The sequence below is a fragment of the Desulfobacterales bacterium genome (assembly GCA_034003325.1).
In the GTDB taxonomy this organism is placed as follows: Bacteria; Desulfobacterota; Desulfobacteria; order Desulfobacterales; family JAFDDL01; genus JAVEYW01.
Window position 1 is genome coordinate 216070 of record JAVEYW010000002.1, and the last position, 16315, is coordinate 232384.

The 16315-nt window shown below is 53.3% G+C and carries 13 protein-coding genes; 4 read left to right on the forward strand and 9 right to left on the reverse strand.

Features of this window, described 5'->3' with window-relative positions:
• Positions 1–81: 81 nt before the first annotated feature.
• From RBT11_02995 to RBT11_03005, 3 genes are all read right to left on the reverse strand, one after another.
• Entirely contained in the window at positions 82–3054 is a 2973-nt protein-coding gene (locus RBT11_02995; protein MDX9785719.1) for a PEP/pyruvate-binding domain-containing protein, read from the reverse strand.
• A gap of 40 nt (positions 3055–3094) precedes the next feature.
• Entirely contained in the window at positions 3095–3688 is a 594-nt protein-coding gene (locus RBT11_03000; protein MDX9785720.1) for a PAS domain S-box protein, read from the reverse strand.
• A 367-nt stretch (positions 3689–4055) separates the two neighbouring features.
• The gene (locus tag RBT11_03005; protein ID MDX9785721.1) at positions 4056–4295 is read right to left on the reverse strand and encodes a hypothetical protein; all 240 of its coding nucleotides are present in this window, start codon (positions 4293–4295) and stop codon (positions 4056–4058) included.
• Positions 4296–4333: 38 nt separating this feature from the next.
• Between RBT11_03005 and RBT11_03010 the strand changes: the two genes are divergently transcribed.
• Positions 4334–4882 carry an NUDIX hydrolase gene (locus RBT11_03010; GenBank protein MDX9785722.1) on the forward strand — a complete coding sequence of 183 codons (549 nt, stop codon included), beginning with the start codon at positions 4334–4336 and terminating at the stop codon, positions 4880–4882.
• 14 nt (positions 4883–4896) lie between these two features.
• Here the strand turns inward: RBT11_03010 and RBT11_03015 are convergent, their stop codons facing one another.
• Complete coding sequence (locus tag RBT11_03015; protein MDX9785723.1) at positions 4897–5760, reverse strand: hypothetical protein; 864 nt, start codon at positions 5758–5760, stop codon at positions 4897–4899.
• Between the two features lie 55 nt (positions 5761–5815).
• Between RBT11_03015 and RBT11_03020 the strand changes: the two genes are divergently transcribed.
• Positions 5816–7132, forward strand: coding sequence for an MFS transporter (locus tag RBT11_03020; GenBank protein MDX9785724.1), 1317 nt, complete (start codon positions 5816–5818; stop codon positions 7130–7132).
• Positions 7133–7224: 92 nt separating this feature from the next.
• On the opposite strand, the gene RBT11_03025 is transcribed toward RBT11_03020, so the two are convergent.
• The 3 genes from RBT11_03025 to RBT11_03035 all read right to left on the reverse strand — a co-directional run bounded on the left by RBT11_03025 (position 7225) and on the right by RBT11_03035 (position 10317).
• Positions 7225–7713 (reverse strand): universal stress protein, encoded by a 489-nt coding sequence (locus tag RBT11_03025; protein MDX9785725.1) that lies wholly within the window; start codon positions 7711–7713, stop codon positions 7225–7227.
• Positions 7714–7800: 87 nt separating this feature from the next.
• A complete protein-coding gene (locus tag RBT11_03030) occupies positions 7801–9786 on the reverse strand; it encodes a cation:proton antiporter (protein MDX9785726.1) in 1986 nt (661 codons plus the stop codon).
• Positions 9787–9831: 45 nt separating this feature from the next.
• A complete protein-coding gene (locus tag RBT11_03035; protein MDX9785727.1) occupies positions 9832–10317 on the reverse strand; it encodes a DUF3124 domain-containing protein in 486 nt (161 codons plus the stop codon).
• Positions 10318–10896: 579 nt separating this feature from the next.
• On the opposite strand from RBT11_03035, the gene ilvG reads away from it, so the two are divergent.
• Both ilvG and ilvM read left to right on the forward strand, forming a co-directional pair.
• Positions 10897–12540 carry an acetolactate synthase 2 catalytic subunit gene (ilvG, locus tag RBT11_03040; GenBank protein MDX9785728.1) on the forward strand — a complete coding sequence of 548 codons (1644 nt, stop codon included), beginning with the start codon at positions 10897–10899 and terminating at the stop codon, positions 12538–12540.
• Positions 12537–12782, forward strand: a complete 246-nt coding sequence (gene ilvM, locus RBT11_03045) for an acetolactate synthase 2 small subunit (GenBank protein ID MDX9785729.1) — start codon at positions 12537–12539, stop codon at positions 12780–12782. Before ilvG ends, ilvM begins: the two co-directional genes overlap by 4 nt.
• Before the next feature lie 13 nt (positions 12783–12795).
• Here ilvM and RBT11_03050 read toward each other — a convergent pair whose 3' ends face one another.
• Both RBT11_03050 and RBT11_03055 read right to left on the reverse strand, forming a co-directional pair.
• Positions 12796–14601: an ATP-binding cassette domain-containing protein gene (locus tag RBT11_03050; protein MDX9785730.1), complete on the reverse strand. Its 1806-nt coding sequence runs from the start codon at positions 14599–14601 to the stop codon at positions 12796–12798.
• Between the two features lie 37 nt (positions 14602–14638).
• Positions 14639–16225, reverse strand: a complete 1587-nt coding sequence (locus RBT11_03055; GenBank protein MDX9785731.1) for a peptide chain release factor 3 — start codon at positions 16223–16225, stop codon at positions 14639–14641.
• Positions 16226–16315: the final 90 nt, after the last annotated feature.

Sequence of the window (16315 nt, forward strand, 5' to 3'; positions counted from 1 at the left end):
TTTTCTCCTACCACAATTTACGTGGATTGCGATCACTTCGGCCTGTGCGCACTGGACATTACCGGCATATAGTGAATCAGGTCACATCTCATGGAAAACAGCACACTCGTTTCTCCGGGCATCCACCTTCAGGGTGAGCGGCCTGGCAGGATGAACATGCGTGACAAATAACAAGTCCCGATGCACCGATGGTGTGGTCAGTCGGGACCAGTCCAAGACATCGGTTTGATTGTCGGAAATCGTGATATAGGGGATGCCCAGGGTCGTGATATTATGAAAAAAATGAGACCCTTGAGAGGGATCTGCCCGCATCTGCGGATGACTTGCCTCTATGATGGCCTGCACGCCGAAGATGTCTGTCCATTTCACCGGTATGCCGAGCCAACGATCCGCAGAACCCCACCGGCCCGGACCGATCAGCAGGTATTTCTTGTTTTCTGTTGTCAACAGATTGTTCAGATAACCGATTTCTTTGGCGATGTCCAGAGTCCGCGTGGGACTGAACACCTCGGGTTTAACGAAAACAATGTCCGTAACGGCCTCTTTTTTGGCGTGACCGAGCGCATTTTTGGAATAACAAAAGGCGCGTTGTCTCTCTTCGGCCGACAGGCTGAGCGCTGAAAACTCGGCGCCGGCCGACATCGGCCGCATTTGCAGCACCGCAAAACTCGGCTTTCTGTCCGAATCATGAGAGAGGTTGACTGAAAATTCGATTTCCACCGGGCACCCCATGCCCTCTTCGCCCAATTTCAAAATATCGTTCAACAAGCCCGGCAAGGGTATCAAATTATATTTAAGCACCTGTGAAAAGGTCAGCACGCGTGCTCCGGGAATTTGGGTGGTCTCCTTGATTCGGTTTTCCTCGGGCGCATAGGTGCCGGCCAGCAGGCGCATCGGCAACTCGTCGGCCGCATCCGCAATTTTGCGCCTGACCAGACTTTTTTCATCGTTATGGGTCAGCGAATGCGGAATTCCGTCCAGTTTTAGGGCGTAAAAATGCTGTTGCGCGTTTTCCAGCACATCTTCCACCCGGGCGTGCTGGGGAAGATGCTTTGGAAATCTCGGGGAGAAGCGAAGCACTTTTTCCCCTTCCATCACGCTTTTTCCCAGTCCCAGGGCAATGGCGGCAATGCCGTCTTCCGCTTTTGCCGGCGAAAAGGGATAAAAGTTATGGGATTGCGCGACACCCGAAATGGCGGGGTAAAAATAGCCGCCATAATGATCCCCTTCCATCCGCTGAACAATGACCGCCATTTTTTCTTCTTCGGTTCGGTGCCCCACTCGCCTTGAAAACGCTTTGGGCCCTTGAAAATAGGTGGAGGCGAACACCAGCTTGATGGCCGTAATCAGATGCGCCAGACGGATCTCCAGTATCGGATGATCGTTGGAAATCATATAGGTGCGATAAAGCCCGGCATAGGCAAAGGCGTGGGCGTCCTCCAACAGGCTTGAAGAGCGAATCGCCAACGGGTACGTAATCTGGCCCAGATATGCCCTTAAGTCCTGTTTGATCCATTCGGGAAATCGTCCCGCCATGAACCGCTCGGCCACGATTTCATCCGGAAGCGTTTCGTTGGAAAGGCGTTTTAACTTGTTTGTTTCCACAAACGAATCAAAGGCATCGGTGGTGATAACGAGTGTCTGGGGCACCAGAATATCCGCGGCCGAATATTTTTCGTATAAGGCGCTGCTGCTGTGCAACAGCTTGGAAACAAAGGCCAAGCCCCGGGCCTTTCCGCCCAGAGAGCCCTTTCCGATTTTGAAAAAATCCGTATCCGGATCAAAATCGTCCGCCTCGAAATCAGCCACTACTCCCTTTTGCCGCTGTTTGCGCCGGGCCCGGATAATGGACAGGACATAATGGCGATGGTTTTCCAAATCAAAGGAAAAATCGGCGTGCGTGATGGGCCGCAGCTTGCTGGCCAACATGATTTCGGTCCGGGCAAAAAGCCATCTGGAAAAATCATTATGATTGCAATGATGATAAAAGGACTCCGACGGAATGGTTCTAATACCCGCTTCAAGCGCCCGCAAATTGCCGGCGCGCGCGAGCTCCCGGCCGTCCGGCCATCTGAAAACAAATTCCCCGAAGCCAAGATGATCCAGGAAAAACGAGCGCACCTCCTCATGCAGGGAAGGTGAGTTTTTATCGACAAAAACAGCCGGAATGGATTTAGCCTTGGACGCATTTTCCGGATCCGAGCTGGTGAGCAACAGGGGAATATCAAAGCGCTCCTGCTTGATGCGCTTGAGAAAGGTTACCCCGGCTGCATCATCTCTTTCACAATTTCTGGAAAACCGCACATCCGAGATAACGCCCAGCACATAGGGCTCAAATTGCTCATAGAGACTCACGGCCTCCTCATAACTGCCCGCCACAAGGATTTTCGGGCGCGCCCGCATTGTCAGCAACCGGTGCTCTTCATTCAAGCCCTCTTCAAGAACCGCCTGGGTCTGAGTGACCAGTTCCTTGTATAGCATCGGTAGCAGGGACGTGATGTAGTACGGGCTGTCCTCCACGAAAAGAATCACGCGAATCCCGGCCGCCCGGGTGTCATGGGCCGCGTTCAGTCGATCTTCAGCACTTTTGATCAGCGCCACCAGAATATCCGTATTGCCGGACCAGGCAAAGATTCTATCAATCCCGGCCGGCAGCATGCCGTCCGGTGCGCACTCCCGGGCCGGCGGAATTCGATGGGTCATGATGATCACGGGAATTTCCGGGTCTTTTTCCTTGATCCGCTGACCCAAAGAAAAGGAGTCCATGCCCCAGACCCGGGGCATGGTGATCACCATGTCGAACTTTTTTTGATCGATTTCGCCAAGGGCCTCCTCGCCGGAGCCCACCCAGTGAAGCCGCGGCGGATGGCTGAGGTTTAAGCCCTCGTATTCATGAATGATGCGCTCATACAACCGGCAGTCTTCATCCATGATCCAGGCATCATACGGGGTTGAAACCAGCAGAATATCCGCGACCTTTTTTTGCATCAGATCATGAAAAATCCTGAAGCGCGGATCAAACTCTTCCGCAAAATAATCGACCTCGATCGTCACCGTTACGCCCTTTCAAAGGTCAGCACACGTTTGACCGCTCTTAATAGGATTCCAGCTTGTCCATCTCGATTTTATAGCAGTCCGGGCAAAGACCATGAGAGAAATCAACATCCCAATTATTCTTGAAATAGGCCTCTACCAGCGTCCAGGATGCTTTATCGTCTCGAATTTTCCTGCAAATGGAACAGATGGGGATGATGCGCCGCAATTCGGCTATCTCGCTGATATCCTCAATCACAAGCAGGACAAGGGACCTGCTCTGAAAGGAAAAGGGAGAAGCGGAGATCAGTGCATAAATCTCGATTTTGTTCCCGTCCCGGGTGAGTTCCATCCTTGTACGACAGCGAATAATCCGATTTCCCCGGAAAGATTCGGAGACGGAATTCCTGACCATACATTTTTTACAGAATGGCGCTCTACCGCACCCCTCCGGTGTTTCATGCGAATGTAAACAATGCAGAATTTCGCCGGCACGCTGTTTAATGACGGCCTTCCTCTCAGCCCCTAAAAGTTCGGACGCCGCTGCATTGTATTCTTGAATCCTCACGTCCCGATCGACCACAAAAACCAGTGAGGGCATCGCATCAAATACCGCCCTGAGCATGTCTTGTTTTTCTTTTTCTATCATGGTCATAAAATTCTTTCCGAGTCATGGCTTACCACGGCGGATACTGGACGCCGGATTGGGGATTGTATCCCATAATGTTTTCAGGAATTGTAATTACACCCCTATCTGAAGCTGCTCTTGTTTGCCTTCGGCCGTATTGACAAACCTCCCGTGATCCCAACGAATCGTCCTTCATACATCGTCTGATTGCTGTAAATTACGGCTGGAAAGGTAGACCCGTATTTTCGAAGCAAGGTATATTCATTGCCGCAAACGCTGATTTCGACCCATTGATCCTCCAGAGCGGATGAGGATAAACGCCTCGATAACGGTTTTTTCTGCTTTCAGTATAGGGAGATGCCATGCTGTTGTCAAAGGCACGCGCCATCTATAGCTATAGCATTTTTATATCTAATTCAAGATGATTACATTGTTGGAACGAAGGCAATGTGTTTGTGTGTTGCCGCTTGATTTTGACGCCTGAATCTGAATGACCAGGTCCTTTCAGGGAAAAACCAGGATCATCTTTACAACGGCAAATAAAGTGGGGTACAAAATTCGAACGGCGGCGCTTCATACCGGAAATACCGCCACTACATTCCGGCGGCTGAATTACTGAAGCGATATTACTCATTCAGCAGCACCGAAAAGAATACACCCAAAGGAAATGATATGACGGCAACAGTCAACAGCAGCAAACGCCTGCACAAAGGCAGGGTGTTCGAGATGTTCTCGGAAAATATCACCCTGGCCAACGGCGTCACTACCGATATTGACATTCTTCGGCATCCGGGGGCCGCGGCCATCGTGCCCATGGCGGATGAAAAAACCCTGGTATGGATTCGCCAGTACCGCCACGCCGTGGGCGATTATATCTGGGAGATCCCCGCGGGCACGCTTGATCCAAAGGAGGCTCCGCTGGTTTGCGCGAAACGCGAGCTGATCGAGGAAACCGGGTTTTCCGCGCAAACCTGGCTGCCGATCGGCCGGATCGTGCCCGTGCCGGGATATTCAAATGAACGGATTCACCTGTATCTTGCCAGTGATCTTAGCCTCGAAAAACAGGATCTGGACCGGGATGAGTTGCTGGAGGTGCACCAAATCCCGCTGGCCGAAGCGGTTGACATGGTTCTTTCCGGAAAGGTTGTCGATGCCAAGACCATCTGCGGGTTAATGCTGGCCAAGCAGCACCTGGAAAAGGTATCGGCAACCCGGCGCTAAGCGAGCGCGCTGTTTTAAATGGCGTGGTAAAAGGCGCGATGCATGTCGTTGACTGCGGCTATTCGTTCCGGGGTCAGAAAATAGCCGTAAATGGGGTCCGATGCCGACACGGGGGCGTTTAACAGGAAGGTTTCAATCCGGCTGAGCGCCTCAATGGATTTATCGCAGGTGGGATATCCTTTTTCATCCAACGCAGGCGTCGCTTGGAAACATACCCGGCAGACATTGTTGATATCGACCAGAACCAGGGCGCCCGCCGGTGTGAGCAGCAGATTTCCGATCCCGGCCAGATCCGGAATCAGTCGAGTCTCTAAAATCATGCGTCGAAGGCCGTCGACAAACCGGGCAGCGTGTTGCCGAACCTGCCGAACCCAGTCTTTGGGCGAAAGACCATGGGGTTTTGCCCGAAAGGTCTGCGAGGCGGCGTTCGCCAGCTCGTTTTCGGCCAACGCCCAGGGGTCCACTATTTGGCCATCGACAAAGGTCTGCAGACCGCATAGAATGACCCGGTGTGTGCCGCCAACGCTGTAATCCGCGACAAACTCTTCGGAAACAGCTATGTATTCGGCGGTTAAATAGGTCTGGATGCGCTTGAACCGTTCAATATCCTCAAGGGCCTCCGTCAAACTTGAGAATCTGGCCCTGAAGATTCTCAGCACCTTTAACGGAATGGCCCGCGGAAACCACAGGTGGCCGTCACGCAGGATTCCCGTGTTTTCCGATTGCACATCTTGTGGGTCCAGGATTTCCATCACATGAGACCGAAGGCCCTGGCGATAGTGCCTGCGAAACACAAACCGGTTGGGGCTGCGAATGAAATTCAGCCGCAGTACATCCTCCGGTTCGATCTGGTGCTGAGCGCGAATGTCCGGTTCCATACGGATTTAAAAACCATGATACAGGCGGCTTTGTCAATGCCGATAAGGAAACCGCATGCTTTCAAATAAGAAGGCCATCTATGGGTGGGCCATATACGATTGGGCGAATTCCGCGTTTGCCACCACCGTGATGGCCGGTTTTTTCCCCCTTTTTTTCAAACAATTCTGGAGCGCCGGCGTGGACGTAAATTTAAGCACGGCGCGCCTTGGACTCGGCAATGCCCTGGCCGGTCTTCTGGTAGCGTTTCTGGCGCCGGTTTTGGGGGCAGCGGCAGATGAAGGCGGAGCGCGCAAAAAGTTTCTCATCGCGTTTGCTTATTTAGGTGTTTTGATGACCGCTGCGCTGGCCATGATACAAAAGGGGCAATGGCAGTGGGCTGTGGTGGTGTATGCGATCGGCAGTGTCGGGTTTTCCGGCGCGAACGTATTTTATGATTCACTGCTGCCCCGGATTGCCGAAGAAAAGGATTGGGCTCGGGTGTCCAGTCTGGGCTATGCGTTGGGATATATAGGCGGCGGGCTGTTGTTTTTACTGAATGTGGTGATAACGCAACATCCGTCGTGGTTCGGACTTTCAAGCACGATCATAGCGGTCCGGCTTTCCTTTGTCAGCGTGGCCTTGTGGTGGGGTGGATTTACGGTATTTACCCTTTGCTGGGTACCGGAAGTGCGCCATGCCGATGCCGCCTCAACCCGCCGAATGGTTTTTGAAGGGTTTCGCCAATTGGCCAAAACTTTCAGGGAAATACGGCAACTTAAACCCATATGGCTCTTTTTGCTGGCCTATTGGTGTTATATCGACGGCGTGGATACCATTGTGAAAATGGCGGTGGACTATGGGTTGTCTCTCGGGTTCGGGGCTTCGGATCTGATTTTGGCGCTGCTGCTGGTGCAATTTATCGGGTTTCCGGCGGCCCTGGCCTTTGGCCGCCTCGGCGCCGGATGGGGAGAGCGAAAGGCCATCTTTCTTGTTATCGGGATGTATATGGTGATTACGCTTTGGGGCGTATTTATGAAGCATCGGGTTGATTTTTACATTCTTGCCGCACTGGTCGGTCTGGCGCAGGGCGGCATTCAGGCCTTAAGCCGCTCCTATTATGCCCGTATGATTCCCATAGAAAAATCCGCTCAGTATTTCGGCTTTTATAACATGCTCGGCAAATTTGCCGCCATCATCGGCCCGGCCCTTGTGGGCGGCGCGGGTCTTTTGGCCAGGTATTTACTGATGCCAGATGCACCCTCTGAAACTCAGCTCTTAGCCGTCTCCCGCATGGCGGCCAGATGGAGCCTCAGTTCCATTTTGATTCTCTTTTTTCTGGGTGCTGGTTTGTTCTATTTCGCCGGCCGGCAAAAACCCCTCACCGGGCGCTGACCGTGAACAACTTGTTTTGATCGCGGGGATCGGAATCGAGCAGAAGAATAGTCGATTCCAAAATACGACTATCGATTTCGGGCAGCCACGGATTACGACCGCACAATTAAAACCGAACAGGGGGACCGGCGGACAATATTTTCGGCGACACTGCCGAAATAAAGCCGTTTGGGTCCCGTGCGGCCGTGAGTGGCCATGACAATCAGATCAATCCCTTTTTCTTCCGCATAGTCATTTATAGCCCGATAGGTATGCTCATCAAGCGCGATAAACATCTCATAGGAAATATCCCCGATGTGTTCGCGGACAAACGCCTTAATCATTACTTTGGCTACATCCAGAACCACCGTGGAAAAGCCTGAGAAGGGTTTTTCCATGCATGCTCTTTCTATATCTTCCTGGGTTCCCCATGCCTCGAGTATTCTCTCGCGGTATATCTCCGAAAGAGGATTGCTGATAATATGGGCGACCGTCAAGGTTCCACCGTGGCGTTGCACCATCATGGCCGCTCGTTTGAGCGCCATGGCTGAATTCGGCTCAAAGTCAATCGGGCAAAGAATTTTTTCATATGGTTTTAACATGCATGGCCTCCCCTTCAAAATTGAAAAGTGGCTGAAACTGCTTTTAAAATGGATGTTGGCGCCCTAATAGAACATAACCGACCCGTCCTACTTTTTGCAACAGTCATGACAATGGGCGGGTGATGCCATGAGACAAAATGCCTCTCGATTGGTTTCGTTCCCGATAATGGCGATGAGATCATTGGGCATTAACACAAAATCGGCATCCGGGTTGGGCTTGAGTTGCTCTTCTCGGGCCACACCGACCACCGAAGCCCCTGTTTTTTTGCGTATTTCGCTCCTACCTATCGACTGGTGTGCCATGGGGCTTTCCGGGGCTAACCGGACCCACTGCAAATCGAATTGTTGTTCAGCGCCTCGGAGTTGAGAGAGTACGCGATAGTCGTTATTCCGGCTGAATAAATGGGCATGAAATTCCTGCCGCACGGTATCGGTATGTCGCTGTATTTCTGTCGCCGTGACATTGAGCCGCAAAAGCGCCTGACGAGCCATTTCGAGGCTGGCTTCAAATTCCGGAAACACCACTTCGAACACGCCTAACTCCTTCAATAAGTTAGTGTAATCTGCCCCGGAAGTTCTTGCCACGATTTCGATTCGGTGATTCAGTCGCTTGGCGTGCTCTACGATCGATCTTGCGGTGACAAGTCCGGGAACGGTCAAAATCAAAAGGGAAGCCTTTTTGATTTCGGCCGCTTCCAGAACCGTTTCCTGGCCGGCGTCCCCGTAAACGGTCGCCATGCCGGCCTTTTTGGCTTGTTCGAAGCGTGGGTGATCCAGCTCGATGATCACAAATTTCAAACTTAAGCGCTTAAAGACCTGTGCGATTTGAAACCCGATGCGCCCACCGCCGGCGATCACGACATGACCGGCAAGGCCCGAATCGGGCATGTTGAAAGATTCGAGTGCTTCCCGGGGAAGCCATCGTTTTTTAAACGCATAGATTCGTGCTGTTTGACCTGAAATAAAGGGTGTTAGCACCATCGTAAAAATGGCGGAAGTCAGTATCAACGTGTACAGTTCGCTCTCAATGGAGTGGGTGGAAACCCCCACTCTTGCCAAAACGAAAGAGAACTCCCCAATTTGAAACAGGCCAAGTCCGACAGCCCACGGAATTACATTTTTATATCTGAAAATTCGAACGACAACCGCAAAAATAAGGCCTTTTCCGATTCCCACCGCAAGCACCAACAGAAGAACTTGTCGAAAATGATCGAAAAGAAACATCGGATTCAACAGCATGCCAACCGAAGTAAAAAACAACAATCCAAAAAGGTCGCGAAGCGGAATAATATCACTCAAGGCCTGGTGTCCATAGTCCGACTCGCTCAGAACCATGCCGGCGACAAAAGCGCCAAAAGCAAAAGAGAGCCCCACCATATGCGTCAGATAGCCGACACCCAGCCCGATCGCCGTGATCGCGAGCAAGAAAAGCTCCCTTGAACCGATTTTGGCGATATGGGCCAACAGCCGCGGCAGCAACCGGGTTCCAAGCAAAATCATTCCGAAGATAAAGGCGGCCGCTTTTAGTGCCGCAAAACCGAGAACCGGCATCCCCACTGCGGGATTGTTGAGTTGAGGGAGGATGATCATCATCGGAACCACCGCCAAATCCTGCACGATAAGCATTCCGATCATCACCTTGCTCGAAAGGGTGCCCAACCATCCCTGGCTCATGAGTGTTTTGAGGATGACCATGGTACTGGAAAGAGAGATAAGTGCCCCCAACCATAATGACGATTTCCAGTCCCATCCCATCCATTGTCCAATGCCAAGGCCGAGTCCCATGGTCGAAACCAGCTGAATGGGGGTTCCTATCAGGGCCACCTGCTTCACCGGTTTGAGGTCTTTCAGGGAAAACTCGAGTCCGAGTGCGAACAAGAGAAGCGCAATGCCGATCTCGGATAGAAGCTCAATCTCGTGAATGTTTGAGATCGTAAGGCCGCCGGTATGCGGCCCCAAAACCACCCCTGCCACGATGTAGCCGATAATTAAGGGCTGACCGAGTCGTTTTAACACCAGTCCGCAAAAAAACGCAGCAACGATCAGCAGGATGATGTCGGTTGCAATGCCCACTAATTTTTTCCTGTTGAAGCCTTATGATACAACTTCCGTTCCCCTTTATTTTTTTGACGGAACGATTTCTTGACCGCGGGAAGTAAAAGAAACGCCTTGCTGAGATTGTGCGCCGATCATGATTGTTTCTATGATTGGGGCATTGACCGGTTTGTCGGATTTCCATTCCACAATGAAATTGGCGCCCGATCCTCCGGTCTTGTCTTTTTCCGGTATGACATAGCGCAAGGATTCTAACGGGCTGAGATGTATCGCGTTATCTACAAACGTTTTCAATCGTTTTCCCTGCGTTTCATAATAATCCACTCGGGTGAGGGTGATGGCGTAATTTGGATCGATGTTTCTGATGCTTAACGTCACCGTCAGCAAGAAAGGCCTTTCGCGATTGCCGCTATAAATATGTGAATAAGCGGGCACATAAATAGTCTGACCGTCGAATAATTCCGCTTTCGCATCCGGCCGGACCGACAGCGTTGTCAAAAGGACAAGCAACAGTGCAACCGCGTTAGCCATAGAACGATTTTTGCTCATGGGTGCCTCGTTTTTATAGAATCATATCGGTTTGCCCTTAACGGTTTCGGCCAATTTCCCACGGTATGTAGGCCGCGCCAGGGTGTTTTTGGAAGAGCGGCAAGCTGTTTGAGCGATAGCGAGTTCCTGCCGGTCTGGAAAAAATACCCTGGCGTGGCCGAAACCATGATCATGGCCACGTTTTCTTTTAGTACAATATGTGCCTGAACGCAATGAATCAGGCGCCCGATATCGTGAGCGCGAATAAAACAGGCCTCATTCGTGCGGCATTGCCGGTCTCGACCTTTTTGCAAGCCATGTTGTTTTGGGCGGCATTACCATCAAGGTTTTTTTAGGGTTGACAAAAACAATTCATTTCGGGTATCTGAATTCGAATCAGACTAATTGATTGGGTCACAGGATGAATTTCCGGGCATTACCGATTATCGGAGTGATTATTATCCTCGTCGCGATTATTCAATCGCAGCGGGGGGCGCAGATGTTCGGCTAACGCAGGTCTTTTTTAACCACTTACCCCCCGCGCCGCAAGGCAGGGGGGTTTTTTTTTGACATTATGGGCAAGCAGGGGGGGCATTAATGATGCGCGGCGTTGATTTGGTCATTCAACTATTAAAAGAACAAGGGGTCGATACGGTGTTCGGCTTTCCGGGGGGCGCCATTATGCCCATGTATGATGCCCTCTATGATAGCGGTATTCGAAATATTCTTCCCCGCCATGAGCAAGGGGCCGCCTTTGCCGCCGTCGGCTATGCCCGGGCCAGCGGCAAAACCGCTGTTTGCATCTGCACTTCCGGACCGGGCGCCACCAACATCGTTACCGGCATTGCCGATGCCCTGCTGGATTCCGTGCCCCTGGTGGCCATTACCGGCCAGGTGGCCTCTCCCCTCATTGGAACGGATGCATTTCAGGAAATCGATGTGTTGGGCATGTCGTTAAGCATCACCAAACACAGTTTCTTGATTCGGGATGTATCGGAAATCAGCGACACCTTTCGGGAAGCCTTTCGAATTGCCGCATCGGACCGGCCCGGCCCGGTGCTGATCGATATTCCGAGAGATATTCAGCTGGCGCCGGCCGAGTTCACGCCACCGCTTTTCTTCACGCAGCCGCCCAGCCCGGTGAACCCGGCCCTGGTGGCACAGGCGGCCGCTCTGCTGCGCAGCGCGAGGCGCCCCGTCCTTTACGTGGGCGGCGGGGTCGGCATGGCCTGCGCCATCACGGAGCTTCGTCGCTTAAGCGCCCAAACGCAAATTCCGAGTGTGACGACCCTCAAGGGGATCGGCACCATTCCACCGAATGATCCCAATTTTTTGGGGATGGTCGGCATGCACGGAAATCCTGCGGCCAATAAAGCCGTGCAACAATGTGACCTGCTGCTGTGCGTGGGCGCCCGGTTTGACGACCGGGTTACCGGAAAGCTGGATACCTTCGCCTCGAAAGCCAAGGTCATTCATCTGGACGTGGATGCGGCGGAAATCAATAAAATCCGGTCCGCGGACGTGGGCATTCTGGGAGATTTATGCGAAGTGCTGCCGATGCTGGCATGCGATGTAGATATCGCTCCCTGGCAAGAGGAATGCCGCCGGCTCAGGGAGACCTTTGCATGGCGGTATGATATGGCCGGGGAAACGATTTCCGCGCCGCTGTTTTTAAAGCAGCTTTCAGATGCGAAACCCGCCGAGAGTATCGTGTCGTGTGATGTGGGCCAGCATCAAATGTGGGTGGCGCAGCACATGCGCTTTGACCGGCCGGAAAAACACCTGAGCAGCGGCGGACTCGGCACCATGGGATTCGGTCTTCCGGCGGCCATCGGCGCTCAGATCGCCAAGCCGGGAACCTGCGTCATCAATGTGGCCGGGGACGGCTCCTTTATGATGAATGTGCAGGAGCTGGCCACGTTGCGGCGGTATCGCCTGCCGGTTAAGATCGTTCTGATGGACAATCAGCGACTCGGCATGGTCAAGCAGTGGCAGCAGATGTTTTTCGAAAAACGATACAGCGAAACCATTTTGTGGGACAATCCGGATTTTGTCCGGCTGGCCGAGGTCTTCGATATACCGGGCCGCTGCATCACGAAAAAATCGGAGGTTGCGGCCGCCATCAAGGACCTGCTGGAAGCAAAAACGGCTTATCTCTTGCAAGTTAAAATCGATCACGAAGAAAATGTATGGCCCCTGGTTCCACCGGGCGCGCCCAATGATGAAATGCTGGAGTCCGCATGATGAAACATATATTCCATATCGTAGCGCAAAACCAACCCGCCGCACTGGAGCGGTTGCTGCGGGTCACCCGGCACCGGGGATTTACCGTAACGGCCATGACGGTGCAAACGCTGAGTCCGTCGGATCATCTGGAAATCTCATTAACCGTGGACGGCGAGCGGCCGGCGCACATCCTGTTGTATCAGCTCACAAAGCTGGCGGAAATAACGGCCGTAAACATTCCGGAAATGGTGCCGAAATGAATGGGCCCTGCTTTCATCCATTCAATTCTTCCTGAAGGATTTCAAGGGCCGTCCACCTTTCATAGGCGGCCGCCAGAGCGGTTTCCAATTCGGCCAGACGGTTTTTGGCGGCGGCGATGGCGCCGGCTTCCCGGCGATAAAAATCAGGGGCTGCCATGGCGGCAAAAAGCGCCTTTTGTTCGGCTTCCATGGCTTCAATCTCTCCGGGAAGCGTGAGCAGTTCCCGCTGTTCATTAAAGCTCAGTTTTCGCTTTTTTTCCGTTCGGAGCCGAGGGGCAGGGGCATCGATCTCGGCTTTTTTGGACTTTGGCGGCACCGGCACGGCCCGTTGACGCAGCCAGTCGTCATAGCCGCCGACGTATTCACCAATATGGCCGTCCACCTCAAACACGAGGGTGCTGGTCACCACATTATTGAGAAAACTTCGATCGTGGCTGACCATTAAAACGGTGCCCGTATAGTCAAGCAGGACTTCTTCGAGCAGCTCAAGGGTTTCGGCGTCCAGATCGTTGGTGGGCTCATCGAGCACCAGGACATTGGACGGGCGGGCAAACAGCTTGGCCAGCAGCAGCCGGTTGCGCTCACCGCCGGATAACACGCGCACCGGGCTGTTGGCCCGGTCCGGCGCAAAAAGAAAATCTTTCAAGTATCCGATCACATGCCGTCTTCGGCCGTTTACCTCAATGGTGTCATTGCCGTCGGCGACGTTTTGCCGAACGGTTTTGTCCTCATCCAACTGGCCGCGAAGCTGATCAAAATACGCAATTTCAAGCCCGGTGCCGTGTCGCACATGCCCCTCTGCAGGTACCAGCCGGCCGAGCAGCAAGCTCAGCAAGGTGGTTTTGCCGGCCCCATTGGGCCCCATGATGCCCACCCGATCGCCGCGCAAAATGGTGGTTGAAAACCGGTGAATAATGGGTCGGCCCAAGTACGCGTAGCTAATATCCGTTGCCTCGATCACCAGTTTTCCGGATCTCTCGGCCGTTTGCGCGGTCATGGTGACATCGCCGGTCCGCTCGCGCCGTGCTTTTCGAATCTCCCGCAACTTCGCGAGAGCGCGCACCCGGCCCTCATTGCGCGTTCGGCGGGCCTTTACTCCCTGGCGAATCCAGGCTTCTTCCTGAGACAGTTTTTTGTCGAACTTTGCGGCGTGATCCGCCTCGGTTTGAAGGGCCTCTTCTTTTCGCCGTAAATAGGTGGCATAATCGCAGTTCCAGCGAACGGCTTGCCCCCGGTCGATATCCACAATGGCGGTCGCCAGTTTCTGCAAAAAAGCGCGATCATGGGTCACCAGCACCAGGGTGGTTCCCATTCGCAGCAGATCGTTTTCCAGCCGTTCGATCGCGGTGATATCCAGGTGGTTGGTGGGCTCATCGAGCAGCAACAGGTCCGGTTTTCGCGCAAACGCGCGGGCCAGCAAGGCCTGCCGCTTTTGGCCGGCGGATAACGACTCGCAAGGTGCCTGGGGCGGCAATTGAAACTGCGTCAAGACTGCATTGACCCGGTGAGGCTCGGGTGGCTCCCCGCCGAATCCGCCGATTTCGGTATCATTGCGGGATATCAGGTCAAAAACCGTTCCCGCCATGAGCTGGGGCACCTCCTGGGGCAATCGCGCCATTCGAATCCCTTTTGGACGAATCACTTCCCCGCCATCCGGCAATACCTCCCCGCAGATCAGCTTCATCAGCGTGGACTTCCCCTCGCCGTTTCGGCCCAACAAACAAATCCGGTCCCCCTTGTTAATTTGCAAATTCAACTGTTCCAGCAGTTGCACACCGCCGAACCCGTAGGAGACATTCTGCAGGTTGATCAGTACCATGCGCTGTCCGTTACCCGTTCCTTTGATTTTTGGTGCATCAGGCAAATTCCCGGGTTTTATAAAAGTCGATTTCCGGCCATTGCTCCATGGTGTGTTCGAGCCGCCATTCGCTGGCCGCCAAAAAGGCCAGGTTTCCTTCGGCATCCCGGGTCAGAGCGTTTTGGTTTTTCCGTTCAAACTCCTTTAACCGCTTGGCGTCTTTTGCATCCACCCATCGGGCCGTGGCCAATTCCACCGGTTCATAGACCGCATCGACGCCGTATTCATCCTTTAGCCGGGCCATTGTGACCTCGAACTGCAACACCCCGACGGCGCCGAGAATATAATCACTGCCGGTCAGGGGGCGAAAAACCTGAATTGCGCCCTCTTCGGCCAGTTGAATCAGGCCCTTGTGAAGCTGTTTGCTCTTTAACGGATTTCTCAGCCACACGCGCCGGAAATGCTCGGGCGCGAAGTTGGGGATACCGGTAAATTTGATCGGTTCTTTTTCAGAAAAGGTATCCCCGATCTTGATGGTGCCGTGATTATGAATGCCGATGATATCTCCCGGAAACGCCTCCTCCACATGGGTGCGATCCTGCGCCATGAAAATCGTGGCGTTGGCGAGCGAGATCTCTTTGCCGATACGGTGATGGCGCACTTTCATTCCCCGGACAAATTTTCCGGAACAGATGCGGATAAAGGCGATTCTATCCCGGTGTGCCGGATCCATGTTGGCCTGAATTTTGAATGCAAATCCCGAAAAGTCGGACTCATAGGGGGATACGATCCGGGTGTCCGCGGGTCGCGGCCCCGGGCCGGGCGCCATCGCAACCAGCGCGTCCAGAAGCTCCTTGACGCCGAAGTTGTTTACCGCACTGCCGAAAAAAACGGGCGTCTGGCTGCCTTTCAAAAAATCAGTCATCTCAAAGGGATTGGCGGCCCCTTCCAGCAGCGAGATATCGTCGCGAAGCTCACGCGCCTGAGTGCCGAGAATCTCATCCAGCCGGGAATCATGAATATCCTTGATGAGGATCGTGTCATGGGAGACGGTTTCGCGGCCGGCGGTAAAAAGCTGAAGCTGGCTTTCATACAGGTTATAAACGCCCTTGAAGCGCTTGCCCGCACCAATGGGCCAGGTCATGGGCGCGCATTCGATCTGAAGCTTTTCTTCAATGTCGCCCAGCACATCCAGCGGCAAAAGCCCTTCACGGTCCATCTTGTTGATAAACGTAATGATCGGCGTATTTCGCATTCGGCAAACCGCCATGAGTTTTTCGGTCTGCGGCTCAACGCCCTTGGCACTGTCGATGACCATCAGGGCGCTGTCCACGGCGGTGAGCACCCGGTAGGTGTCCTCTGAAAAATCCTCGTGGCCCGGCGTGTCCAGGAGATTGATTTCATAGCCCTGGTGGGTAAATTTCATGACCGATGAGGTCACGGAAATGCCGCGCTCCTTTTCAATGCTCATCCAGTCGCTTCGGGCGTGGCGGGCGGCTTTTCGGGCCTTTACCGCGCCGGCCATCTGAATGGCGCCGCCAAAAAGGAGCAATTTTTCGGTCAGCGTGGTTTTTCCGGCATCCGGGTGACTGATGATGCCGAATGTCCGGCGCTGATCAATTTGTTCTTTGTTGTGTCGATCCACTACATCCTCTTGATTCTGTCAAATTCTATCGAATGGCCACGATCTTGAAATTCCGATCACCCGGAATTTTTACCAATGGATACGCCTTTA